The following is a 23,151-nucleotide window of genomic DNA, read 5'->3' on the forward strand; positions in this document are numbered from 1 at the left end:
TGGTGCCCCGCGGTCGGGGCGGCGTTCGGGGGCGGTCAGCTCGGCAGGAGCACCGCCAGATCGTCCGGGAGCGGGCGCCCGGCCGCGCGGCGCTCGTCGGCGAAGCGGCCTGCCATCGCGCGCAGCTCGGCGTCGCTGCGCTCCTCCAGCCCGGCGACCGCCGCGAGCGGGACGCCGAGGAAGACGAGCTTGAGCACCCCGTGCCGCCAGGCGTGCGCATCGAGGTGGCTGCGGGCGAAGGAGCCCATCGCCACGGCGACGAGCCGGGTGTCGTTGGCGCGCAGGGCGTCGGCGGTCAGCTCGAGGCCGGCGAGGGTCGTCGCCGGTCCCGGGTCGCCGAGGGCGTTCAGCCCGGCCAGCACTCCGCGGCGCTCGGCGCCGTCCCCGCCCCGGTAGAGGCGGAGGAGGAGAGCGGCCAGGTCGTCGTCGCCGAGCGCCTGCGCGGCGGCCTGCACCAGGGCGGCGCGGGCCGCGTCGTCGTGCGTGCCGTGGACGAGGCCGTGCGGGTCCTCGGCGGGCCGGAGCGGCTCGCGTCCGGCCTCGCGGCCGGCGGCGGGGAAGAAGCGCTCGATCCGCGACGGGCGCTCGAGGACGGCGGAACGGGCGGCCGCGGTCCACGGGTGCTCGGCGTGCGAGGAGGCGCCGCCGAGCGCCTCCTCCATCGCCGCGAGGCTCGCCACGGCCAGGCGGGGCGCGTCGTGCGAGTGCCGGGGCAGCTCGACGGCGGCGATCCCGCGGTAGCCGATCTCGGCGAGGGTCGCGAAGGCGGCCGCGAGGTCGAGCGATCCGGTGCCGAGCTCGAGGTGCTCGTGCCGCTCCGGGAGCATGTCGTCGACCTGCACGTTCAGCAGCAGGTCCCCGGCGCTGCGGAGGGCTCCGACCACGCCGTCCGGCTCCACCACGACGCAATGGCCGAGGTCGACCGTCAGCCCGACCGACTCCGGGTCGCCGAGCTCGCGGCGCAGCAGCAGCGCGTCGGCGACCGTCTCCACCAGCATCCCCGGCTCGGGCTCGACGGCCAGCCGCACGCCGTGGCGCTCGGCCGTCGCGACGACGCCGCGCATGCGCTCGACGAGCAGCCGCCAGGCAGCGGCCGCATCGGCGCCCGCCGGCACGACCCCCGACCAGAGGGAGACGGCGTCGGCGTCCAGCAGCGCGGCGATCTCGATCGCGCGCTCGAGGAAGCGGACGCGGGGGCCGGCCTCCTCGTCGACCAGCGTGGGGCGGTGCTTCGCGAACGGGTCGAGCAGGTACCGCGCGCCCGTCTCGACGACCACGCGCAGGCCCAGCTCGTCGAGCCGCGACCGGAGCGCCAGCGTCCGCTCGCGCCAGTCGGCCGCGAAGGGATCGAGGTGCGGGTGCCCGAGGGTGAGCGCGACGGCGCGGTACCCCGCGGCGTGGATCACCGTGAGCGCGTCGTCGAGGGTGTGGTCGGCGAAGCCGTTGGTGCCGTAGCCGAGGACGGGTCCGGTGGCGCTCATGTGATGTCCGCCGTCCGCGGGCGGCGGAGCAGGAGGGAGCCGAGCGCGTCGAGCGCGAGCAGCGCCGCCCCCAGCTCGGGACGCTTCAGACCGGCGAGCGCGGCCTGCAGCGGGATCATCCCGGTGATGCCCGCGCGGGTCGCCGTCCGCGCGGCCGCGGCCGTCGGCGTCCGCACGGACTGCAGCTGCGCGGTGAGCACGAGCAGGAGCCAGCGCCCGAGGCCCGCGGCGACGACCGCGGCGGGGGCGGCCCGGCGCTCGGCCAGAGCGCCGGCCGCGGTGGACAACGCGATCGCCGCGGTGCCGGCCGAGACCGCTCCCGCCGCGACCGGGGTGGTGCCGTGCACCTCGCCGCGCGAGAGCACGGTGACGCCGAGCGTGTGCGCGGCCACAGCGGCGGAGGCGGGGGCCGCCGCGCGCACGCCGTCGACGCCCGCGCCGAGCAGCACGTCGAGACCGCGGCAGGCCGCCATCACGACCGGGCCCAGCGGAGTCGGCTTCGCGAGCAGGTCGTACGACCAGATCCCGGCCGCGAGCGGCAGCGAGAGCGCGAGCGAGCGCCGCCCGTCCACGACGGCCGCCACGGCGATCCCCGCCGCGGTCAGCGCCGCCGCCGTGCCCAGCGCCGCCGAGCGCCGGATGCGCCCCGAGGGGATCGGCCGCTCGGGCCGCTCCCGGGCGTCGAGCTCGGCGTCCGCGTAGTCGTTGAGCGCCATGCCCGCCGAGTAGAGCAGCGCCGAGGACAGCGGGAGCGCGACCGTGCGCGCTCCCACTCCGCGGCCCGCCCACGCTCCGCCCGCGACGGTGTCGCCGATCACGGTCAGCGCGGCCTTCGCGCGGACGAGCTCGAGGTAGTCGCGCAGCTCAGCCATCGCTCCGCGTCCCGCTCGTCACCGGGGTGCGGCGCTCGGCGACGAGGGCGCCGGTGCGGGCGGACCAGGCCACCAGCTCTGCCGTCTGCTCGGCGAAGCCGTGCACGTCGCTGCCCCACGGATCCTTGAAGAAGAAGCCGAGCTCGCCGACCGGGCCCGAGACGCCGGCCTCGTCCGCGAGCGCCAGCAGGCGGGCGAGGTCGAGGATCAGCGGCGCCGCGAGGGCCGAGTCGTACGCCGACCAGATCGTCTGCACCGTGATCCGCGAGCCGAGGAAGCCCTCCGCGTGCACGTGGTCCCAGGCGGTCTTGACGTCGCCGAGGTCCGGGACGTTGTCGATGTGGAGCGGAGTGACGACGTCGTCGCCGAGGAGGCTGCGGAGTCCGCGGTTCTTCGAGACGAGCTTCGAGCGCACCGCCTCCGGGTCGGCGAGGGTCTGCCCGTCGCCGCCGCCGAGGAGGTTCGCCCCCGCCCAGGAGAGCACGCGCATCCCGCGCGCCGTGAACATCGGCGCGAGCACGCTGCGGAGCAGGGTCTCCCCCGTCTTGCCGTCCTGGCCGGCGATCGGGATCCCGGCCTCGGCGGCCCACTCCTCCAGGGCCGGCAGAGCCAGCGCGGTCGAGGGAGTGAAGCAGGCGTAGGCCGCGCCCGCGACGACGGCCGAGAGGGCGGCGATCGAGCTCGGCGGCAGGAGGCGCTCGCCCGGACGCGCCAGGGCGGCGCGCAGAGCGGCGAGGTCGTGGAACTCGGGACGGTCGGCCGGCAGCACCTCGGTCGAGGCGACGTCGATCACGACGACCCGGGCGAGGCCGTGGCGCTCGCGGAAGGCGACGATGTCGGCGGCCCGGCGGTCGATCTCCTCCTGCTGCGACGCGGCGTCGGCGGGGGCGAGGCGGATCTCGGCGTCGGTCGCGTCGATCCGGTCGGCCACCTCGGCGACGACCGAGGTCGGGAACATGCCGCCGGCCGCGAGGCCCGTGGCCTTCTCGAGCAGCGGGGTCGGCGAGACGTCGTGGCCGCCGATGACGATGTCGGCGAACCCGGCGAGCGGGACGTCCTCGAAGGCGGGGGTCGCGGTGGCGCAGCCCGAGCTGGGCGCGGCTCCGGCGGCGATGGCGTGCAGGCCCACGGCGGCCGTGGTGGCGACGCTGCCCCGGGCCCCGATCAGCCAGAGGCCGATGCGCCCACTCGATCGGGGGGCGCCTGTGGTGGTGTCGGACGAGGTCATCGTTCTCTCCTGTCTGGAAGGGCTGGCTGAGCGGCGATCGTCGGGGCGCACCCGGGCGATCGGAGTGGGGAGGGGCCGCGGCCGGGCGCGCGACGCGCCTCCGGCCGGCCGTGTTGCGCAGGACCCGCACGCAGGGCCCGCCAAGATTGCGCAACCGTGCGTCGACTGGTTTCCTCAGGTGTGCTGTCCCCCGAACCCGTCCTCCGGGCCGAGAGAAGGAGCTGAGCGTGGCCGAGCGCGCCGGTACCGCGACCGGCGACATGCTGAGGCTGTTCGCCGACGGTCGACCGCGCACCCGCGCCGAGCTGGTCGAGGAGACGGGTCTCGCGCGGACCGCGGTGATGACGCGCCTGGAGCAGTTCTTCGAGCTCGGACTGATCGCGCACCTCGACCGCGCTCCGTCGACCGGCGGCCGTCCGTCCGCGCGTCTCGTCTTCGACCCGGCCGTCCGATCGCTCCTGGCCATCGACCTGGGCGCGGCGCACTCGACCATCGCGCTGACCGACTTCGACGGCCGCATCATCGCCGAGCGCCGCGAGGAGCTCGACATCGCGCAGGGCCCCGTGGCGGTGCTCGGGCACGCGCTCGACGTCTGCGACGGGATCCTCGCCGCGGCCGGGGTCGACCGCTCCGCCCTCGCGGGCATCGGGGTCGGCGTGCCCGGCCCGGTGGAGCACGCGAGCGGCCGCCCGGTGCGCCCGCCGATCATGCCCGGCTGGGACGGCTTCGACATCCCCGCCTTCGTGCGCCGGCGCTACGACACCACGGTGCTCGTCGACAACGACGTGAACCTGCTGGCGCTCGGCGAGCGGGCCTCGCGCTTCCCGCACGCCCTCGACCTGATGTTCGTGAAGGTCGGCACCGGCATCGGCGCGGGCATCGTCTCGTCCGGGCTGCTCCAGCGCGGAGCCCTCGGCTCCGCCGGTGATCTCGGCCACGTCCAGGTGCCGCGCACGGCCCCGGCCGCGGCGGGAGGTCAGGAGGGGGACCTCGAGGCGGTCGCGGGCGGCTCCGCTCTGGCCGCCGGGCTCGCCCGGGCGGGCCGCGACGTGCAGTCGGTGCGCGAGCTGATCGACCTGCTGAAGGCGCGCGATCCCGAGGCCGTCGAGGCGGCGCGGATCGCGGGACTGCAGCTCGGCGAGGTGCTGGCCACCTGCGTGAGCCTGCTGAACCCCTCCGTCATCGTGCTGGGCGGCGCGGTCGCCCTCGCCAGCCCGGAGATCCTGACGGCCGTGCGCTCGGTGATCGACGAGCGCTCCCTCCCCCTCGCGACGCAGCGGCTCGACGTGGTGACCGCCGAGCTGGGCGGCAGCGGGGGCGTGCGCGGTGCCGCGCTGATGTTGCGCGGGCACCTGCTCAGCCCCGCCGTGGTGGACGGCTTCCTCGAGCAGCTGCGCGCCGAGGGGCGGGCGGTCCGCTAGAGCGGCGGCCGCGCGCCCGGAGGCGGCGGGCCGCGCCGGCGCGATCCCCCGCGGACCGCGTCGGCCGCACCCGGTCAGGAGCGGACCTCCGCGCGGTCGGCGTCCTCCGGCTGGGCGCCGAGAGCGGCGGCGACGGCGGCGTCGATGCGCGCCTGCTCCCCCGCGGCCCGGCGGCGGCGGCGGACGACGGTCAGCACGATGAGCCCGATGAGCAGGGCGAGGAGGAGCACGGCGCTCCACGGCACGGCCGCGGCCGAGGTCTCGGCGGTGGCGACCGGCACGTCGGGGACGACGACGGCGGAGTCGGCCTGCGCGGCCTGGTCGGCGGTGACGACGGTGCCCGAGAGCGCGGCGCGGGCGGTCGCGACGAAGAGCGGCCAGACTCCGGCGACGGTCACGGTGCGCGAGACGGAGGTTCCGGGGAGGAGCTCGGGCAGCGGCTCCGGGTCGGTCGCGGACACCGGCGCGAGGCCGAAGAGGCCGGCGACGCTGATCTCGGCGCCCGGCGCGATGCGGGTGTTGCCCGCGTTGGTCACGGTGTAGTCGACGGTCGCGGAGCCGGGGGCGAAGGGGTTCCAGCCGCCCTGGTACGAGACGGCGAGGCCGTCGATCGACAGGCGCGGGGCGAGCTCGCCGCCGACGCGGAGGTACATCCGCGAGCCCAGGCGCCGGTCGACCGAGACTCCGGTCTCGCCCTGCACCAGGATCGAGGAGACGACGCCCGCGGCGTAGTCGCCCGGGGTCACGTCCTCGGGGACGGCGACCTCGAACGGGACCTGCACGCTCTCGCCGGCGGGCACGGTGACCTCGGGCTCGGGGAACGCGATCCAGCTGCCCAGCTGCGTCGAGGGCTCCGCGGCGGGGAGCAGGTCGAGCTGGCCGGCCTCGGTGATGAAGCCGTCGGAGCCGTAGACGCGGAACGTCTGCTCCTCGTCGTCGTAGTTGGAGACGATCAGGGCATCGCTGAGGCGGCCGCCGGGATCGAGGGCGTACGCGTAGTTCGGCCGCTCGCTGCCCTGCTCGGTGTCGGCGGGGCGCACCCCCCAGGTGACCGGCGTGGAGGCGGGGTCCGCCTCCTGGGCACCCGCCTGAGCCGAGAGGCCGCCGGCTGCGAGGAGCGTCATCAGCAGCAGGGCGGCGGTGGTGCGGGAGGTGCGTGGCATGAGCGGCATCGATCAGGCTTCCGTTGCAAGGGGGGATGCCTCCCCGCGGGACGCCGCTCCGGTACGCGGCACGCCGAGCGGGGCGGACCGGAGTGGCGTCTCGCGGGGAGACGGGGGGAGGGTGGGGCGGCCCGGAGGCCGCCCCACCGGGGCTAGCCGAGCGCGGTGAGCGTCAGCGTCGCGGTGTAGGTGCCGGTTCCGACCGAGAGCGGGAGCTTCAGGTCGAGGTCGGCGCCCAGGACCGAGGATCCGGTCGGGTGCTGCGCCGCGGCGGAGCCGAGGACGCGGGGCGTGGCGAGGCCGTTGCCCGAGTCGAACCCGGAGGGGACGGCTGCGCCGGCGACGGCACCGCCCGTGTTCTCCAGGACCTCGGGGGTCCAGCCGAGGTGCTTGCCCGAGAACGTCTTCTCGCCGGAGCGGAAGTCGCTCAGCTGGCCGGTGACCGACCAGGCCGGGCCGTTGAGGCGGGTGTCGGTCACGCGGACCGGCACGAGCTCACCGGAGGCGGCGAAGTGGTCGCCCTGCTCCTCGGCGACGCCGAGGTTCACCAGGTTGCTGGTGCCCTCGAGCGTCCAGGTCAGCTCGCCCTTGTTGGCCTCGGGGACGATGACGGCCACGGCCTGGTCGCCGGCCGCCGCAGCGCCCGCCGCCGTTCCCGTGAAGGTGCCGTCGACTCCGGCGGCGGTGTTGCCCGCGCCGAAGTTGACCGCCGGCGCGTTGTCGGCGAGCGCGATGCGCCCGCCGACCGTCGAGCCCGCGAGCTGGACGTTGCCGGAGTTGCCCGAGAGCGTGAGGTTCCCGCCCACCGTGTTGCCGAGGGCCGAGGCCGAGCCGTCCTCGTTCGCGCCCAGGAGGACGCCGCGCGAGGAGCCGGTGACGGCGAGCGAGCCGCCGACGATGGCGCCCTGCACGTTCACGCCGAAGTCGCTGCCGGCGAAGGTGGCGTCGCCGCCGACGCTGGTGCGATCGACGTCGACGTAGTTCGCCGCGTCGGTGCTGACCGAGCCGTCGACCGAGAGGTCGCTGAACTCGACGTCGATCCCGCCGGCCTCGACCATGCCGCCGACCGTGAGGTCGCGCAGGTAGAGGAAGCCGTTGCGGCTGCCGTCCGAGAACGACACGACGTCTCCGCCGACGCTGGTGCCGTCGATCGAGATGCCGTACGCGTCGGTGCCGATGACGTCGCCGCCGATGGTCGCCGAGGTGGCGTCCAGCCAGGCGTCGTCGCCGACGATGACGTTGCCGGTGACGGTCACGTTGCCGAGCACGCAGGTCTGGCCCGCGCCGACGTTGAGGTCTCCGGTGATCGTCTGGTTCCCGAGCTCGGTGGTGCAGTCCGTCGTCGCCGCGAAGGCGGACGGTGCGGCGACCATCGCGAGGGAGGCGGCCGCGAGGACCGCCGTGGGCGTCTTCCACTTCATGGGGGTTCTCCTCGGTGCGCTCGTGCGCGTCGTGCTGGTGGTGGTGCTGTCGGTGCGGCGCGCGCGGCGCGAGGTGCGCTCAGCCACGGAGCGCAGCGATCGCGGAGTAGCTGCGGGAAGCGGCCTCGAGGGAGTTCCCCGTGCTCGGCGGCGTCGCCAGCGTGGGAGCGGTGTCCTGCTCCCAGACGCCGAAGCGCTGGCCGCGGTCGCGCAGCTCCGAGAGGAACGCCTGGTAGGGCAGGTTGCCCGCGCCGAACTCGACGATGTCGTAGCCGTTGGTGTTGGCGTTGTTCGTCTTGCCGTCCTTGAGGTGCAGGATCGGGTAGCGGCGCGGGTTGCGCTTGATGTAGTCGAGCGGCTCGAAGCCCGGGTAGAGCTTCTTGCCGACGTACGCCCAGTAGACGTCCATCTCGAGGTACACGTGACGCGGGTCGGTGTTGTCGTAGAAGAGGTCGTACAGGCGGGTCTTGGGGTCGTCCGTGGCGAACCCGAACTCACCGGCGTGGTTGTGCTGGTAGAGCTTCATCCCCGCGGCCGAGACCTGCTGGCCCCACTTGTTCCACTCCTCTGCCGCGGCGAGGTAGCCCGCCTTGGTGTTGACGTTGGTGGGCGCGTTGCCGGTGCCGAGGTGCGGCGTGCCGAGGATCTGCGCGATCTCGATCTGCTTGCCCAGCTCCGAGCGGAGGAGGTTGGTGCCGACGTGCGAGCCGACGGCGCGGAGGCCGTTGTCGTCGAGCAGCTGGCGGATCTGCTGCGGGGTGATCGCTCCGACGTTGCCCTGGGTGTACCCGGCGAACTCGATCTCGCTGTAGCCGATGCGGCCGAGCTCCTCGAAGACGGCCCGGAAGCCGAGCGACGAGACCTTGTCGCGGACGCTGAAGAGCTGGATGCCGATGCGGTTGATCGGGACCAGGCGCGTGGATCCGGACGAGGGCGCGGGGGCGGCCGTGGCGGGCGCCGCGAGGGCTCCCGCTCCGACGCCGACCGCGACGGTCGATGCGGCCAGGGCCGTCATCAGCGAGCGCCGGCTCATCGGCTTGGCCGTGATGGATGCGTGGTGGTGGTGCATCATTTCTCCTTCGAAATGGCAGATGGTGCAGGGGGTGGGGGGCCGGCCGGCCCGGTCGAGCCGGCCGGCCCCTGCGCGGGGGCTACTGCTGGACGGTGAGGTTCAGCAGCGCCGACGCGGCGTTGGTGTCCGCCGTGGCGGTGTGGGTGACGGTCAGCTTGTAGCTGCCCGCCGCGAGCTTCGGGAGCGTCACCACGACGTGCCCGTTCTCGTCGAGGGTCCCGGTGAGCATCGCGACGGTGGAGAGGTTCCTCTTCACCATCACGCTCACCTGACCGGTGCCGGCGACACCGGTCGAGGACTTCGCGTCGACCGTGACCTGCGCGCTGGCGCCCGGCTTGACCGGGTTGGGCGAGACGGTCGCGGTGAGCTCCGAGGCGGCCTTCGAGACGATCAGGCGGGCGGTGCCCTCCGAGGCCTTGAAGGTGGCGTCCGAGCCGTACGCCGCACGGAGGGTGTGGGTGCCGGCGCCGAGGGTCTTCGGCAGGGCGAAGGTCGCCTTGCCGTCCTTCAGCGTCGCGCGGCCCAGCTCGGTGGCGCCCTCGTAGAGGACGACCTCTCCGCCGGGGTTCCCACCCTGTCCGGTGACCGTGACGGTCGCCTCGCCGGGTGCCCCGAAGGTCACGCGGGGAGCCGAGAGCGCCACGGTGGTGGTCGACGCGGCGGTCGGGGCGTTCGCCGCGGCCAGGTCGATCGTGAACTTCACCGTGCCGACCGCCGAGACGTTGCCGCCGGTGTCGGTGGCGCGGTACTGGATCGTCCGGGCGCCGTTCGTGGTGAACGGAACCGTGTACGCGCCGTTGACGGCGCGGATCGTGGTCCACGTCGTGCCGTTGTCGGCGGAGTACTGGACGGTGGAGAGCGCTCCGTTGTCCGTGGCGGTGAGGCCGAGGGTCACGGGCTTGTTGTAGACGCCGCCGACGCCCGCAGGCGCTGCCGGGTCGAGGGTCGCCGCGACGGTCGGAGCCGTCTTGTCACCGGCGCCGGCACCCTGGAAGGTGAGGGAGTCGAGCGACAGGCCGCTGGGCGAGGTCACGTAGAGCGAGCCGGTGCCGCGGGGGACGTTGGTGCCGAAGGGGACGAGGACGTCCTTCCAGCCGGCTCCCGCGGGGATGGTCGCCGTTCCGAAGGGCGCTGCGTCGGCAGCGTTCCAGCGGAGGTCGACGGTGCCCTCACCGGTGGCGCGGACCACGACGCCGGTCAGGTTGGCGAAGTTCACCGGGTCCCAGCGCAGGAAGGATCCCGCACCGAGTCCGCTGACGGCGTTGCCGCCGCTGGCGGTGGTGTCCGCGTAGGGCAGGACGCCCTCACGGGCGGCGTGCTCCGCCTCCTGCGTCTTCGGGTTCAGCCGCAGCGTCGCCTCGGCCGCAGCCGGGGGCAGGCCGTTGAAGCCGCCGTCCGTGTAGGTCACGACGACGGTGCCGTACAGCAGCGCGCCGGGGCCGTGCTCGGGCGAGTCCTTGGACGTCGGGAACGCTCCCTTGGCACCGGTGCCGGTGACCTCGGGGTGGGCGTGCTCGTCGTGGCCGAGGCCGTAGGTCCAGCCCACGCGGCTGCTGACGATCTGGTCGCCGTCCTCAGCGTCCTTGCCGGTCACCTGGTAGGGGATCGCGTCGCCCCAGCTGAAGAACGAGCCGTTGCCGGGCGTCTGGATCTGGATCTGCGGCGCCTGGTTGCCGACCGAGATGACCCGCGAGGTCAGGCTGAACTTGCCCTTGGCGTCGGTGACGCGCAGACGGGCCGTGAACTGTCCGAGCTCGGTGTAGGTCTTCTTGACGGTCACTCCGGTGGCGTCGAAGGTGCCGTCGCCGTCGAAGTCCCAGTCGTAGGTGAGCGCGTCGCCCTCGGGGTCGGTCGATCCCTTGGCGTCGAACGTGACCTCGAGCGGGGTCTGCGAGGCGGACAGGGGGGTCGCGGTGAAGCGGGCCTGCGGCGCCTTGTTGCCCTCGGCGTAGTCGATCCGGTACAGGCCCGCGTCGGGGTTGGCGCGGAAGAATCCGTCGCCGTACTCGATCACGTACATCGACCCGTCGGGGCCGAACTCCATGTCCATCGGGTTGTCGTGGATCGGCTGCGCGGCCTGGCTGAGCGCCGCGTTGGGGAGGAAGTCCTCGATGTGCGTGACCGCGCGGTCCTCATCGAGCGTGAACGCCGCGATGTAGTCCTGCGAGAACTCGCCGAAGAAGGTCTTCTTGTCCCAGTACTCCGGGAACTTCGACGTCGAGGTGTTGTCCGCGTCGAAGTGGTACACCGGTCCGCCCATGGGGCCCTGGCCGGTGCTGGTCCCGAAGTTGACGAGCTCGTCGAACGGCTGGTCGCCGGGGTTGTCGCCGTAGTAGACGGTCGCCGCCTTGGCGTCCGGGATGTCGACGAGGCCGGTGTTCCAGCGCGAGTTGTTCTTCAGGTTCTCCGGGTCGAAGAAGCCGCGGGGCGTCGACGTCTCGAAGTTCCACTCGTTGTACGGCGCGTTGGGTCCGTGGACGTAGGGCCAGCCGGAGTTGTGCGGCTCGTCCAGTCCGGTCGCGTTCCACTCGACGAGGCCCATCGGGCCGCGGACGCCGTCGGCCGCAGCGGCCTTCGTGGCGTCGGGGCCGTAGTCGCCCCAGGAGAGGGTGTTCGTCTCGGCGTCGACGTCGATCTTGAACGGGTTGCGGACGCCCATCACGAAGATCTCGGGGCGGGTCTTCTCGGTTCCCACCGGGAAGAGGTTGCCGTCGGGGATCGTGTACGAGCCGTCCTCCTGCACGGTGATCCGGAGGATCTTGCCGCGGAGGTCGTTCGTGTTGCCGGCGCCGCGACGCGAGTCGAAGCCCGGGTTCATGCGGGGCGCGTCGTTGTTCGGCGCGAAGCCCGCGGCACCCGGAGCGCTCGCCGGCGTGTTGTCGCCGGTGGAGAGGTACAGGTTGCCGTCGGCGTCCCAGTCGAAGTCGGCACCCACGTGGCAGCACTGCCCGCGCTGGGTCTCGATGTCGATGATCTTCTGCTCGCTCGCGAGGTCGAGGCCCGAGCCGGTCCACTTGAACCGGGAGAGGCGGTTGATGCCCTTCCACTGGTCCCAGTAGCTGTCGGTCGCGCCCTCGGGCAGCATGTTCGGGGCCGCGCCGGTCGGGGTGTTCCCGGGGGGCGCGTAGACGAGGTAGACCCACTTGTTCTCGGCGAAGTCGGGGTCGATGCCGACGGACTGCAGTCCGTCCTCCGAGTTCTGGTACACGGGGATCGTGTTGACGACACGGGTGGTGCCGGTCTTGGGGTCGGTGTGGCGGATCTCGCCGTTCCGAGCGGTGTGGAGGACCGACTTGTCCGGGAGGACGGCCAGGTCGAGGGGCTCGCCGACGTTCTTCGTCAGCAGGACCTTCTCGTAGTTGCTCCAGTCGAGAGCGGATGCTCCGCCCTCGGAACCGTGGTCCACTCCGTCGTGGGCCGAGGCGGGCAGGCCGAGGGCGGTGAGTCCGGAGACCGTCACCATCCCGGCGATGCCGAGTGCGAGAAGACGCCTGATGCTTCTTCTCGAGGATCGCTTACCATTCATGCGTGATGTGATTCCTTCAATGAGGTGTTCATCGCAGAGGCCGGGTCCGTCGCTGTCCGCACGACTGAGCGGATCCGGTCTCCTCCTGTCCGGCCCTGTGGCCGGTGTCTTGCACTCCTCCTCCTCTCGCGGATGCCGGTGGCGTTGCGCTGCGGGTCGTCAGTGATCCCGGGGCGGCGCCGAGGTGGGGGTCGGCGCGGGATGGTTCCCGCGCCGACCCGGGCTGGTGGGGCCGATCAGGACTCGAAGGCCGAGGGCAGGTACTCGGAGACGTTGTCCTTGGTGACGACCGGCGCGAAGAGCTGGATCTGGCGCGGGACGCCGAGCGAGCTGGTGTCGGCCATCGACTTGTTCTGCTCGACGAGGCGGGCGAGCTTGATGCCGTCCGCGGCCTGGGTCGAGGGGTAGACGACCGTGGCCTTGACGACGGAGTCGTCGGCCTCGATCGCGCGCATCACGTTGGCCGAGCCGGCGCCGCCGACGAAGAGGAACTCGTCGCGTCCGGCGGTGTCGATCGCCGCGAGGACGCCGACGCCCTGGTCGTCGTCGTGGTTCCAGATGGCGTCGATCTTCGGCGCGGCCTGGAGGAGGTTGGCCGCGGCCTGCTCTCCGCCCTGGACGGTGAAGTCGGCGGCGACGCGGTTGTCCACGTCGAGTCCGCAGCCCTCGAGCGCGTCCGAGAAGCCCTGGCTGCGCTCCTGGGTCAGCGGGAGGGAGTCGATGCCGGCGATCTCGGCGACGACGGCGTCGGGGTTGTCGCCGAGCTCCTCGCAGATGTAGGTGCCGGCGCTGACGCCCATGCCGTAGTTGTCGCCGAGGATGGTCGACCGGGCGGCGAAGGGGCTGGAGAACTCGCGGTCCACGTTGATGACGGTGATGCCCGCCTCCATCGCCTGGGTGGCGACCTGCGTGAGCGCCGCTCCGTCGATCGGCAGGAGCACGATCGCGTCGACGCCGTCGTTGATGAAGGTCTCGACCTGGCTGATCTGGAGGTTGACGTCGTTGGTGCCCTCCGCGGTGCGGAGCTCCACGTCGTCGTACTTCTCGGCCTCGGCGATGGCGGCGCGGCTGACCGCGCCCATCCAGCCGTGGTCGGCGGCGGGAGCGGTGAAGCCGATGACGACGTTGTCGCCGGAGGCGTCGTTGTCCGAGGCGGCCACGGCGGCGGCGGTCCCGCCGGAGGCGGCGTTGCCGGTCTCGACCGGGGCGTTCGAGATGCATCCGGTGAGCATCAGCGCGACGGCGCCGAAGGCGACGCCGGCCGAGCCGAGTCGGGCGGTGCGGGAGATGCGGCTGCGGGTGAAGGGGCGTGCGGGCATGGAAGTGATCTCCTTCGATCGATCCGAGGGGTCCGAGGGCACACGTGTCCTGCGGAGAGGTGACCTGAGTGGTCGGGTGGGTTGCTGTGTGTGGAGGAGCGGGGCCGGAGCCCCGGGGTCAGGACTTCCTGCCGCGGGCGGCGAACCGCTGCTGCAGCAGGACGGCGGCGACGATGATCGCGCCCTTCGCGACGGCCTGAGTCGAGGTCGACATGTTGTTCTGCGTGAACACGTTGGTCAGGGTCGTGAAGATGAGGACGCCGAACACGGTGCCGACGATGGTGCCGCGGCCGCCGGCCAGCAGCGTGCCTCCGACGACGACCGCCGCGATGGCGTCGAGCTCGTAGAGGAGGCCGTTGGTCGAGCTGCCGGCGGTGGTGCGGGCGAGCATCATGACGGCGGCGATGCCGGCGGTGAGCCCGGCGAGGCCGTAGACGTACATGGTGTGGCGGCGGACCTTGATGCCGGCGAGGCGGGCCGCCTCGGGGTTGCCGCCGACCGCGATGGTGCGGCGGCCGAAGGTGGTGCGGTTGAGCAGGATCCAGCCGGCGACGGCGACGACCACGAAGATCAGCACGAGCACCGGGATGCCGAGCACGTCGGCGCGGAAGAAGTCGAGGAACGGCGTGACCGTGACGACCTGCGTCTGGCGGTTCGAGATCAGCTCGGCGAAGCCGCGGGCGGCGACGAGCATCGCCAGGGTCGCCATGAAGGCGACGACCCGGCCGTAGGCGATCAGCGCGCCGTTGATCAGGCCGCAGACGAGGCCGACGACGACCGCGGTGAGCACGATCACCAGCCAGGAGGTGTTGGCCGCGTAGTACTGGGTCGAGACCGTGCTCGCCCAGACCGTCGCGAGCCCCATCACGGAGCCGACCGAGAGGTCGATGCCGCCGGAGGTGATGACGAAGGTCATGCCGATGCTCAGCACGCCGATGACGGCGGCGAGGCGGAGGATCGTGAGCACGTTGTCGACGCTGGCGAAGCGCTCCCCCGCGGTGGCGAATCCGACGATGCAGAGGATCACCAGCGCGAGCAGCAGCCCGACGTTGCGGCCGAGGGAGCCCTGCATGAGGCGGGCCATCCCGGAGCGGGAGTCCTTCGAGGGCACGCCCCCGGAGGAGCCTCCCGTCGCGGCCGACGCGTGACGGGCGGCGTCCTCCTGCGGACCGCCGATCGACGGCGACGCGGTGTCGAGCTGTCCGCTCACGCTGCACTTCCTTCCATGACGAGATCGAGCACGCGGTGCTCGTCGATCGAATCGGCCGGGCCCTCGTGGACCACGGCGCCGTCGGAGATCACGAGCACTCGGTCGGAGAGTCCGAGGACCTCGCCGATCTCGCTGGAGACCACGAGCACGGCGGCGCCGTTGGTCGCGAGGTCCCTGATCAGGGTGTAGATCTCGGCCCGTGCGCCGACGTCGACCCCGCGGGTCGGCTCGTCGAGCAGCAGGACGCGGCAGCCGCGCACGAGCCAGCGGGCGAGGAGCGCCTTCTGCTGGTTGCCTCCGGAGAGGGTGCGGGCGTCGCGGTCGACCCCGGAGGGCCGCAGGTCGAGGGAGACCGCCTGCTCGGCCGCCGCCGCGCGCTCGGAGCGCTCGTCGAGGAAGCCGCGCTTGGCGAAGCGGTCGAAGGTCGAGAGGGTGATGTTGCGGTAGACCGGCTCGTCCAGGAGCAGGCCCTGGCTCTTGCGCTCCTCCGGGCAGAGGCCGATGCCGGCGTCGACCGCCGAGGTGACGGATCCGGCGCGCAGGCGCTTGCCCGCCACGCTGACCGTCCCGGTGCTGGCGCGGCGCGCCCCGTAGATGGTCTCGAGGATCTCGGAGCGGCCGGAGCCGACCAGCCCCGCGAGGCCGACGACCTCGCCGGCGCGGATCTCGAGGGAGACGTCCGAGAAGGAGCCCTGCAGGCCCAGCTTCTCGACCTTCAGCAGCGTCTCGGCCTCGACGTCGAGCTCCTGGCGGTCCGGGAAGACGTACTCGACGGCGCGGCCGGTCATCAGGGTGATGAGCTTCGAGGTGGGGGTGTCGGCGACCGCGAGGTTCTGCGCGACGGTCGCGCCGTCCTTGATCACGGTGATCCGGTCGCCGATGGCGCGGATCTCGTCGAGGCGGTGCGAGATGTAGACGATGGCGACGCCGGAGGCGGTGAGCTGGCGCACCACGTGGAAGAGGTTCTCCACCTCCTCGGAGTCGAGCACCGCGGAGGGCTCGTCCATGATGATGACCCGCGCGTCGTGCGAGAGGGCGCGGGCCATCTGCACGATCTGCTTGCCGGCGGCGGAGAGCGTGCCGACCTCGCGGTTCGGCGAGATCTCGGAGTGGCCGAGGCGCTCCATCAGCTCGCGGGTGATCCTCGTGGCCTTCGCCCGGGCGGTGAAGCCGCCGCGGGAGAGCTCGTGGCCGAGGAAGATGTTCTCGGCGACGGAGAGGCCGTCGACGACGTCGAGCTCCTGGTACATCGTCGCGATGCCCAGGGCGAGGGCCGCCGTCGGGGACGGGATCGTGACGACGTTCCCGTCGACGAGGATCTCGCCCTCGGTGGGCTGGTGGGCCCCGGCGAGGGTCTTGATGAGGGTGGACTTGCCGGCGCCGTTCTGGCCGAGGAGGCAGTGCACCTCACCGGGTCGGACATCGAGGTCGACGCCGTCGAGAGCACGGGCGCCGGGGAAGACCTTCACGATGCCGCGCATCTGCAGAAGCAGCTGCTGAGACTCGTCGGAGGTGCGGGGAAGAGGCTGTGCAGCAGTGCTGCGGGGGTCTGCGGTGACCATGCGGATGAAGCTACTTCCACTTACGTCGCGGGTCAAGCAAAAGTTCTGAACCGATTCGAAGGCGGTTCGGGTGATCGCCCAGTCGCCCCGAGGGCTTCCTGCTACCGCGTCAGGGCTGGGATCCGCGGGATTACGCGACATCTGACGGCGGCGGTTGAGACATTCCGTCCGTGATAGAGCGCTCTCCGAACTCTATGAACGCGCTCACGTCCGTGCAGCCCGGGCGCGTCGCCCCAGAGGCGGCCTCGCCGAGCGCGGTAGCGCCCGCGCCCCGACCCGTGGCAGGGTCGTACGGCCGACGAAAGGACGACGATGTCGAACGACCGAGCCCTGCGCGTCGCGATGGTGGGGACCGCCTTCATGGGCCGCACCCACTCGCACGCCTGGCGCACCGCCTCCCGCTTCTTCCCCCTCCCCCTCCGCCCCGAGCTCGCCGTGCTCGTGGGGAGCAACCCCGACTCGACCGCCGAGCGCGCCGAGCGGCTGGGCTGGAGCGAGGCCTCCACCGACTGGCGGGCCGTCATCGCCCGCGACGACATCGACCTCGTCGACATCTGCACCCCGGGCGACACCCACGCCGAGATCGCCATCGCGGCCCTCGAGGCCGGCAAGCACGTGCTGTGCGAGAAGCCCCTCGCCAACTCCGTCGAGGAGGCGGAGCGGATGGTCGCCGCGGCCGCCGCCTCCGGGAAGGTGGCGATGTGCGGCTTCAGCTACCGCCGCACCCCGGCCCTCGCCCTCGCGAAGCGCTTCATCGAGGAGGGCCGCCTCGGCGACATCCGCCACGTGCGCGCCCAGTACCTGCAGGACTGGCTGTCCGACTCCGAGGCGCCGCTGACCTGGCGCCTGCAGAAGGAGCGCGCCGGCTCGGGCGCCCTCGGCGACATCGGCGCGCACAGCATCGACACCGCCCAGTGGCTGACCGGCCGCGGCATCACCTCGGTCTCGGCGACGCTGCGCACCTTCACCACCGAGCGCCCCGTGCTCAGCGAGCAGGTCGGCCTCGGCGGCCGCGCCGGTGCCGACGCCCCGCGCGGCGCCGTGACCGTCGACGACGCCGCGGCCTTCACCGCCTCCTTCGAGGGCGGCGCCCTGGGCGTCTTCGAGGCGACCCGCGTCGCGACCGGCCGCCGCAACGCCAACCGGATCGAGGTGAACGGCGAGCTCGGCTCGATCGCGTTCGACTTCGAGCGGATGAACGAGCTCGAGTACTACGACGCCCGCGACCCCGAGGAGGCGCAGGGCTTCCGGCGCATCCAGGTCACCGAGCCGGCGCACCCGTACATGTCCGCCTGGTGGCCGACCGGGCACGGCATCGGCTACGAGCACCTCTTCACGCACCAGGTCGTCGACCTCGTCGAGGCGATCGCCGGCGGCACGGCGGTGACGCCCACCTTCGCCGACGCCCTCGACGTGCAGCGCGTCCTCGACGCGGTCGCCACCAGCGCGGGCGCGTCGTCCGTCTCCACGCCGGTCGCCCGCTGACCCGACCCCTCCCCGCGAGATGCCGCCCCGGTACACCTCCCCTGCGTGTTGCATACCCGAGCGGCATCTCGCGAAGGGGGACGGAGGGCTGGTGCGGGGACGCGTTCGGCGCCATGCGCCGATCCTGCGCCATAATGCGCCTATGAGCAAGAAGATTGACGCCGCGCATCGCGCGCTGGTAGACGCCCTCGACAAGCACGCCCGACTCGTCTCGGACAAGGAGTCGAAGCCGCGGAAGGTCGAACGGGCGGGAGCCGAGCTCCGCGCCGCGACGAAGGCGTACGCCGCGCTCGTGTCCGCGCGCACCGGCGCCGCGAGCCCCTTCGCCGACCTGGCCGACCCCCGCCTGGACAAGCCGACCATCGCGTCGCTCCGGGCCGAGCGCGACGCGATCGCGAAGCGGATCGCCAAGCACGAGGCGTCGGCGGGCGAGGACGGCGCGCTCGCGAGCTGAGCGTCCGGCGCGGCGCGGTCAGGCGCTGAGCAGCCGTCACAGCGCGATCCCGCGGTGAGCGCGCGCCTCCTCTGCCTCCGAGTCGCCGTGTTACGCGCGGGTTCCGCGCGGGTCCGACCGCCTTCGTAAGGTGATCCCCGGGATCCGCGCAGTCGCGGCGCCGAGCGACCGGAGGCCGGTCGCAGCGCCGGCGGTGACCAGCACCGCTCGGTCGGCGCCGAGTGCCCGGATCCTCTCCACGGAAGGATCCCCACAGCCATGACCCTGCGCACCCGACTCCTCGCGACCTCCGCGATCGCCGCCTCCGCCGCCCTCCTCCTCGCCGGCTGCTCCGGCGCGGGCGGCGGCGACGACACCGTCCGCATCGGCGTGGTCGGCGCGAGCGACCCCTACTGGGCCACCTACGAGAAGGCCGCCGCCGACGCCGGGATCGACGTCGAGATCGTCGACTTCAGCGACTACAACCAGCCCAACCCCGCCCTCACCGAGGGCGAGATCGACCTCAACCAGTTCCAGCACATCGCCTACCTGGCGCAGTACAACACCTCGGCCGACGCCGACCTCGTGCCGATCGGCGCGACCGCGATCTACCCGCTCGGCCTCTACTCCTCGCAGTACGACGACGTCGCGGACATCCCCGCCGGCTCCACCGTCGCGATCCCCAACGACGAGACGAATCAGGCGCGCGCGCTGCTGGTGCTGCAGTCGGCCGGGCTCGTCGAGCTGAAGGACGGCGGCGGAGTGCTCTCGAACGTCGACGACGTCGAATCCTCCTCGAAGGTGGAGGTCACGGCACTGGAGGCCTCCCTCACCCCGACGTCGCTCCCGGACGTGGCCGCCGCGATCATCAACAACGACTTCATCGAGAACGCGGGCCTGAAGGCCTCGGACGCGATCGCCCAGGACGACCCGAGCGACCCCGCCTCCCTGCTCTACACGAACATCTTCGCCGCCCGGGCCGACGACGCCGAGAACGAGACCTACACGAAGCTCGTCTCGGTCTACCAGGACAGCCAGGACGTGCTCGACGGCGTCTCGGAGCAGTCCGGCGGCACCGCGGTCTTCCTGAAGACCCCCGCCTCCGAGCTGGAGACCTCGCTCGAGTCCGCCGAGACCGACATCTCCGCCGCCTCCTGACTCCGGCACCCGCGGCACCGCGCCGGTCGGGTCCTCCGCTCGCGGAGCTCCCCTCCGGCGCGGTCCCGTGCCTCCCCCGCAACAGAAAGGGCGCCCCGTGCCGCTCATCCGCATGACCGACGTGCGCAAGGTGTACCCCGGCGCAGGGCGCGGCGCCGCCCCGACCGCGGCCGTCGACGGCGTGAGCCTCGAGATCGAGGCGGGCGACGTCTACGGCGTGATCGGCTACTCCGGCGCCGGCAAGAGCACGCTCGCGCGCCTCGTCAACGCCCTCGAGCCCGCGACCAGCGGCAGCATCGAGATCGACGGCCGCGAGACCGTTGGCCTGCCCGAGCGCGAGCTGCGCCGGCTGCGCCTGGGCATCGGGATGATCTTCCAGCAGTTCAACCTGTTCGGCTCGAAGACCGTGTGGCAGAACGTCGCCTACCCGCTGCAGGTCGCGGGCGTCCCGCGCGCGGAGCAGCGCGCCCGCGTCGACGAGATGCTCCGCTTCGTCGGCCTGAGCGACAAGGCGCGCAGCCACCCGGAGCAGCTCTCGGGCGGGCAGAAGCAGCGCGTCGGCATCGCCCGCGCCCTCGCCGCCTCCCCGCGCATCCTGCTGGCCGACGAGGCCACCAGCGCGCTCGACCCGGACACCACAGGCGAGGTGCTCGCCCTCCTCCGCCGCATCAACGAGGAGCTGGGCGTCACCATCGTCGTGATCACCCACGAGATGGACGTGGTCCAGCAGCTCGCGACGAAGGTCGCGGTGATGGAGTCGGGCCGCATCGTGGAGCGCGGGCCCGTCTTCGACGTGTTCTCGGCCCCGCGCGAGCCGGTCACCCGCCGCTTCGTCTCCACGGTCGTCCGCTCGGTGCCCTCGCCCGCGGAGGCGGCCGTCCTGCGCGCGCGCCACCGCGGTCGGCTGGTCACGCTCTCGTTCTCGGACGACTCCGCCTCCCAGGGCGACGTCTTCGCCGAGGTCGCGGCCGCCGGCGTGCCGCTCGAGCTCGTCTACGGCGGCATCACCGACGTCCGCGGGCGCGCCTTCGGCCACCTCACGGTCGCTCTCGACGCGCCGGACGGCGTCGTCGACCCCCTCCTCGCCCGCCTCGGCGGACGCGTCGCCCTCACGGAGGTGCCCCGATGAACGAGCTGATCCCGCTCCTGCCCAAGCTCGTCCAGGCGACCGGCGAGACGCTCTACATCGTCGCGCTGAGCCTCCTCTTCGGCGGGCTCGGCGGACTGCTGATCGGGCTGGGCCTCGCGCTCACCCGCGGCGGCGCCCTCTACGCGAACCGGGTGGTCCACGGACTGCTCAACGTGATCGTGAACGTGTTCCGGCCGATCCCGTTCATCATCTTCATCGCCGCGGCCCAGCCGCTGGCCCGGCTGGTGGTCGGCTCCGGCATCGGCACGGACGCCATCGTCTTCACCCTCTCGCTCGGCGCCGCCTTCGGCATCGGGCGGATCGTGGAGCAGAACCTGCTGACCGTGCAGCCCGGCGTGATCGAGGCGGCGCGGTCGGTCGGAGCGAGCCGGTTCCGGATCGTCCGCACGGTGCTGCTGCCGGAGGCGCTCGGTCCGCTGATCCTCGGCTACACGTTCGTGTTCGTCGCCGTGATCGACATGTCGGCGGTCGCCGGATACATCGGCGCCGGCGGGCTCGGCAACTTCGCGATCCAGTACGGCTACCGGCAGTTCGAGCCGGTCGTCACCTGGGCCGCGGTGCTCGTGATCATCGTGATCGTGCAGCTGGTGCAGCTGCTCGGCAACGTGCTGGCCCGGCGCGTCCTGCGCCGCTGAGGCCGCCCCCCGCACCAACGCGAGACGCCACTCCGGTTCGCGACACGCAAGGGTCGCTGTACCGGAGTGGCGTCTCGTGGAAGCCCGTCCGCAGAGGCGGGAGCCGTCAGTAGCGCGGCTTGCGCTCCGGGCGCTCGCTCGAGCGGCTCGGGCCGCTGGGGCGTGCGCCGCGGTCGGCGCCGGCGCGGCTCGGACGGCGGTCCGGCTTCAGCTCGATCAGCTGCCCGCTGATGCGGGTGTCGGCGAGGCGGTCGAGCACGTCCTGGGGCAGGTCGGCCGGCAGCTCCACGATCGAGAAGTCCGGGCGGATGTCGATGTGCCCGAAGTCGCCCCGGTTGAGGCCGCCCTCGTTCGCGAGCGCGCCCACGATCTGGCGGGGCTCGACGCGCTGGCGGCGGCCGACCTCGATCCGGTACGAGGCGAGGTTGCTGTTCGCCGGGCGCTGACGGCGCTCGGGACGCTCGCCCCGGTCGCCGCCGCGGTCGAAGCGGTCGCCGCGCTCGGGGCGGTCGCCGCGGTCGGGCCGGGAGTCGCGGTCCTCGCGCTCGCGACGGGCGAAGCGGGGGTCGTCGGGCGAGAGCAGCAGCGGCTCCTCGCCCTGCGCGACGATGGCCAGCGCGGCGGCGACGTCCGACTCGACCACGTCGTGGTGCTCGACGTAGTGGCCGATGATGTCGCGGAAGCGCTGCAGGCGCTCGGTGTCGGCGAGCGCCGCGGTGATCGCGTCGTCGAAGCGCGAGAGGCGGGTGACGTTGACGTCCTCGACGCTCGGCATCCGCATCTCGGTCAGCGGCTGGCGGGTGGCCTTCTCGATGGCGGCGAGGAGGCGGCGCTCGCGCGGCGTGACGAAGCTGATCGCCGCTCCGCTGCGCCCCGCGCGACCGGTGCGGCCGATGCGGTGGACGTACGACTCGGTGTCGATCGGGATGTCGTAGTTGACGACGTGGCTGATGCGCTCGACGTCGAGGCCGCGGGCGGCGACGTCGGTCGCGACGAGGATGTCGAGCTTGCCCGACTTCAGCTGCTCGACCGTGCGCTCGCGCTGGGCCTGGGCCACGTCTCCGCTGATCGCCGCCGCGGTGTAGCCGCGGGCGCGCAGCTTCTCGGCCAGCGTCTCCGTCTCGCTCTTCGTGCGGACGAACACGATCATGCCCTCGAAGTTCTCGACCTCGAGGATGCGGGTGAGGGCGTCGACCTTCTGCGGGTACGACACCATCAGGTAGCGCTGGGTGGTGTTGACGGAGGTCGTGGTCTTGTTCTTGACCGTGATCTCCTCCGGCTCCTTCAGGTACTTGCCGGAGATGCGGCGGATCTGCGCGGGCATCGTCGCCGAGAACAGCGCGATCTGCTTCTCGACGGGGGTGTCGGCGAGGATCGTCTCGACGTCCTCCGCGAAGCCCATCTTGAGCATCTCGTCGGCCTCGTCGAGAACCAGGAACTTCAGCTGCGAGAGGTCGAGGGTGCCCTTCTCGAGGTGGTCCATGATGCGTCCGGGCGTGCCGACGACGACGTGGACGCCGCGGCGGAGCGCGGAGAGCTGGGTGCCGTAGCCCTGGCCGCCGTAGACGGGGAGGACGTGGACGCCGCGGAGGCCGGACGCGTAGCGCTCGAACGCCTCGCACACCTGCAGCGCGAGCTCGCGGGTCGGGGCCAGCACGAGGGCCTGCGGCGTCTTCTGCGAGACGTCGAGGCGCGAGAGGATCGGCAGCGCGAACGCCGCGGTCTTGCCGGTGCCGGTCTGGGCGACGCCGAGGACGTCGCGGCCGGAGAGGAGGGACGGGATCGTCGCGGCCTGGATGGCCGAGGGCGTCTCGTAGCCGACCTCCTTGAGGGCCTTGAGGACCGGGTCGGAGAGACCGAGGTCGGAGAAGGTGAGCGTGGGGGCGCTCTCGGAAGCGGTGTCGGCTTCGGGGGCGGAATCGGGGGTATCGGTGGACGCCATGGTGCAACGGTAGTGCTCCGGCGGCGCCGCCGTCCGAGGGAACCCCGAACGCTCGGGCGATCCCGACCCTCCG

The 23,151-nt window shown here is 72.7% G+C and carries 17 protein-coding genes; 6 read left to right on the top strand and 11 right to left on the bottom strand.

Going from position 1 to position 23,151, the window contains the following annotated elements; all coding sequences use genetic code 11:
- Positions 1-35: 35 nt before the first annotated feature.
- The 3 genes from C5C82_RS18010 to C5C82_RS07725 are packed head-to-tail and all read right to left on the bottom strand — an operon-like array spanning position 36 to position 3,581.
- Positions 36-1,481 carry an EboA domain-containing protein gene (locus C5C82_RS18010; protein ID WP_104296012.1) on the bottom strand — a complete coding sequence of 482 codons (1,446 nt, stop codon included), beginning with the start codon at positions 1,479-1,481 and terminating at the stop codon, positions 36-38.
- Positions 1,478-2,353, bottom strand: a complete 876-nt coding sequence (locus tag C5C82_RS07720) for an SCO3242 family prenyltransferase (protein WP_219812601.1) — start codon at positions 2,351-2,353, stop codon at positions 1,478-1,480. Before C5C82_RS07720 ends, C5C82_RS18010 begins: the two co-directional genes overlap by 4 nt.
- Positions 2,346-3,581, bottom strand: coding sequence for an inositol-3-phosphate synthase (locus tag C5C82_RS07725; RefSeq protein WP_104292626.1), 1,236 nt, complete (start codon positions 3,579-3,581; stop codon positions 2,346-2,348). Before C5C82_RS07725 ends, C5C82_RS07720 begins: the two co-directional genes overlap by 8 nt.
- A gap of 227 nt (positions 3,582-3,808) precedes the next feature.
- Between C5C82_RS07725 and C5C82_RS07730 the strand changes: the two genes are divergently transcribed.
- Positions 3,809-5,002, top strand: a complete 1,194-nt coding sequence (locus C5C82_RS07730) for an ROK family protein (protein WP_244229502.1) — start codon at positions 3,809-3,811, stop codon at positions 5,000-5,002.
- Between the two features lie 74 nt (positions 5,003-5,076).
- On the opposite strand, the gene C5C82_RS07735 is transcribed toward C5C82_RS07730, so the two are convergent.
- The 7 genes from C5C82_RS07735 to C5C82_RS07765 all read right to left on the bottom strand — a co-directional run bounded on the left by C5C82_RS07735 (position 5,077) and on the right by C5C82_RS07765 (position 16,194).
- On the bottom strand, positions 5,077-6,165 hold the full coding sequence (locus tag C5C82_RS07735) for a WxL protein peptidoglycan domain-containing protein (protein ID WP_181072896.1): 1,089 nt from the start codon (positions 6,163-6,165) through the stop codon (positions 5,077-5,079).
- Positions 6,166-6,317: 152 nt separating this feature from the next.
- Positions 6,318-7,586, bottom strand: coding sequence for a hypothetical protein (locus tag C5C82_RS07740; RefSeq protein ID WP_104226600.1), 1,269 nt, complete (start codon positions 7,584-7,586; stop codon positions 6,318-6,320).
- 79 nt (positions 7,587-7,665) lie between these two features.
- A complete protein-coding gene (locus C5C82_RS07745; protein WP_219813837.1) occupies positions 7,666-8,655 on the bottom strand; it encodes a sugar phosphate isomerase/epimerase in 990 nt (329 codons plus the stop codon).
- An 82-nt stretch (positions 8,656-8,737) separates the two neighbouring features.
- Positions 8,738-12,184 (bottom strand): PQQ-dependent sugar dehydrogenase, encoded by a 3,447-nt coding sequence (locus C5C82_RS07750; RefSeq protein ID WP_146078491.1) that lies wholly within the window; start codon positions 12,182-12,184, stop codon positions 8,738-8,740.
- A 236-nt stretch (positions 12,185-12,420) separates the two neighbouring features.
- Complete coding sequence (locus C5C82_RS07755; protein ID WP_104296010.1) at positions 12,421-13,503, bottom strand: substrate-binding domain-containing protein; 1,083 nt, start codon at positions 13,501-13,503, stop codon at positions 12,421-12,423.
- Positions 13,504-13,621: 118 nt separating this feature from the next.
- Entirely contained in the window at positions 13,622-14,587 is a 966-nt protein-coding gene (locus C5C82_RS07760) for an ABC transporter permease (protein ID WP_104222491.1), read from the bottom strand.
- A gap of 122 nt (positions 14,588-14,709) precedes the next feature.
- Entirely contained in the window at positions 14,710-16,194 is a 1,485-nt protein-coding gene (locus C5C82_RS07765) for a sugar ABC transporter ATP-binding protein (RefSeq protein WP_208543410.1), read from the bottom strand.
- A 393-nt stretch (positions 16,195-16,587) separates the two neighbouring features.
- Between C5C82_RS07765 and C5C82_RS07770 the strand changes: the two genes are divergently transcribed.
- The 5 genes from C5C82_RS07770 to C5C82_RS07790 all read left to right on the top strand — a co-directional run bounded on the left by C5C82_RS07770 (position 16,588) and on the right by C5C82_RS07790 (position 21,136).
- Positions 16,588-17,760 carry a Gfo/Idh/MocA family protein gene (locus C5C82_RS07770; RefSeq protein WP_104233530.1) on the top strand — a complete coding sequence of 391 codons (1,173 nt, stop codon included), beginning with the start codon at positions 16,588-16,590 and terminating at the stop codon, positions 17,758-17,760.
- Between the two features lie 142 nt (positions 17,761-17,902).
- On the top strand, positions 17,903-18,214 hold the full coding sequence (locus C5C82_RS07775; protein WP_104233529.1) for a hypothetical protein: 312 nt from the start codon (positions 17,903-17,905) through the stop codon (positions 18,212-18,214).
- 258 nt (positions 18,215-18,472) lie between these two features.
- Positions 18,473-19,351, top strand: a complete 879-nt coding sequence (locus C5C82_RS07780) for a MetQ/NlpA family ABC transporter substrate-binding protein (RefSeq protein ID WP_104296009.1) — start codon at positions 18,473-18,475, stop codon at positions 19,349-19,351.
- A gap of 97 nt (positions 19,352-19,448) precedes the next feature.
- Positions 19,449-20,480, top strand: a complete 1,032-nt coding sequence (locus C5C82_RS07785) for a methionine ABC transporter ATP-binding protein (protein WP_258062945.1) — start codon at positions 19,449-19,451, stop codon at positions 20,478-20,480.
- Positions 20,477-21,136, top strand: coding sequence for a methionine ABC transporter permease (locus C5C82_RS07790; RefSeq protein ID WP_104233527.1), 660 nt, complete (start codon positions 20,477-20,479; stop codon positions 21,134-21,136). Before C5C82_RS07785 ends, C5C82_RS07790 begins: the two co-directional genes overlap by 4 nt.
- A 106-nt stretch (positions 21,137-21,242) precedes the next feature.
- On the opposite strand, the gene C5C82_RS07795 is transcribed toward C5C82_RS07790, so the two are convergent.
- Positions 21,243-23,078, bottom strand: a complete 1,836-nt coding sequence (locus C5C82_RS07795; protein WP_104237941.1) for a DEAD/DEAH box helicase — start codon at positions 23,076-23,078, stop codon at positions 21,243-21,245.
- Positions 23,079-23,151 lie beyond the last annotated feature (73 nt).

Source organism: Rathayibacter sp. AY1D5 (assembly GCF_002932515.1).
In the GTDB taxonomy this organism is placed as follows: Bacteria; Actinomycetota; Actinomycetes; order Actinomycetales; family Microbacteriaceae; genus Rathayibacter.

What these genes read in the sequence shown, in the direction of transcription:
- C5C82_RS18010 (WP_104296012.1), bottom strand. Translation starts at nt 1,481, where the DNA reads ATGAGCGCCACCGGACCCGTCCTCGGCTACGGCACCAACGGCTTCGCC.
- C5C82_RS07720 (WP_219812601.1), bottom strand. Translation starts at nt 2,353, where the DNA reads ATGGCTGAGCTGCGCGACTACCTCGAGCTCGTCCGCGCGAAGGCCGCG.
- C5C82_RS07725 (WP_104292626.1), bottom strand. Translation starts at nt 3,581, where the DNA reads ATGACCTCGTCCGACACCACCACAGGCGCCCCCCGATCGAGTGGGCGC.
- C5C82_RS07735 (WP_181072896.1), bottom strand. Translation starts at nt 6,165, where the DNA reads ATGCCACGCACCTCCCGCACCACCGCCGCCCTGCTGCTGATGACGCTC.
- C5C82_RS07740 (WP_104226600.1), bottom strand. Translation starts at nt 7,586, where the DNA reads ATGAAGTGGAAGACGCCCACGGCGGTCCTCGCGGCCGCCTCCCTCGCG.
- C5C82_RS07745 (WP_219813837.1), bottom strand. Translation starts at nt 8,655, where the DNA reads ATGCACCACCACCACGCATCCATCACGGCCAAGCCGATGAGCCGGCGC.
- C5C82_RS07750 (WP_146078491.1), bottom strand. Translation starts at nt 12,184, where the DNA reads ATGAATGGTAAGCGATCCTCGAGAAGAAGCATCAGGCGTCTTCTCGCA.
- C5C82_RS07755 (WP_104296010.1), bottom strand. Translation starts at nt 13,503, where the DNA reads ATGCCCGCACGCCCCTTCACCCGCAGCCGCATCTCCCGCACCGCCCGA.
- C5C82_RS07760 (WP_104222491.1), bottom strand. Translation starts at nt 14,587, where the DNA reads ATGGCCCGCCTCATGCAGGGCTCCCTCGGCCGCAACGTCGGGCTGCTG.
- C5C82_RS07765 (WP_208543410.1), bottom strand. Translation starts at nt 16,194, where the DNA reads ATGCGCGGCATCGTGAAGGTCTTCCCCGGCGCCCGTGCTCTCGACGGC.
- C5C82_RS07770 (WP_104233530.1), top strand. Translation starts at nt 16,588, where the DNA reads ATGTCGAACGACCGAGCCCTGCGCGTCGCGATGGTGGGGACCGCCTTC.
- C5C82_RS07775 (WP_104233529.1), top strand. Translation starts at nt 17,903, where the DNA reads ATGAGCAAGAAGATTGACGCCGCGCATCGCGCGCTGGTAGACGCCCTC.
- C5C82_RS07780 (WP_104296009.1), top strand. Translation starts at nt 18,473, where the DNA reads ATGACCCTGCGCACCCGACTCCTCGCGACCTCCGCGATCGCCGCCTCC.
- C5C82_RS07790 (WP_104233527.1), top strand. Translation starts at nt 20,477, where the DNA reads ATGAACGAGCTGATCCCGCTCCTGCCCAAGCTCGTCCAGGCGACCGGC.
- C5C82_RS07795 (WP_104237941.1), bottom strand. Translation starts at nt 23,078, where the DNA reads ATGGCGTCCACCGATACCCCCGATTCCGCCCCCGAAGCCGACACCGCT.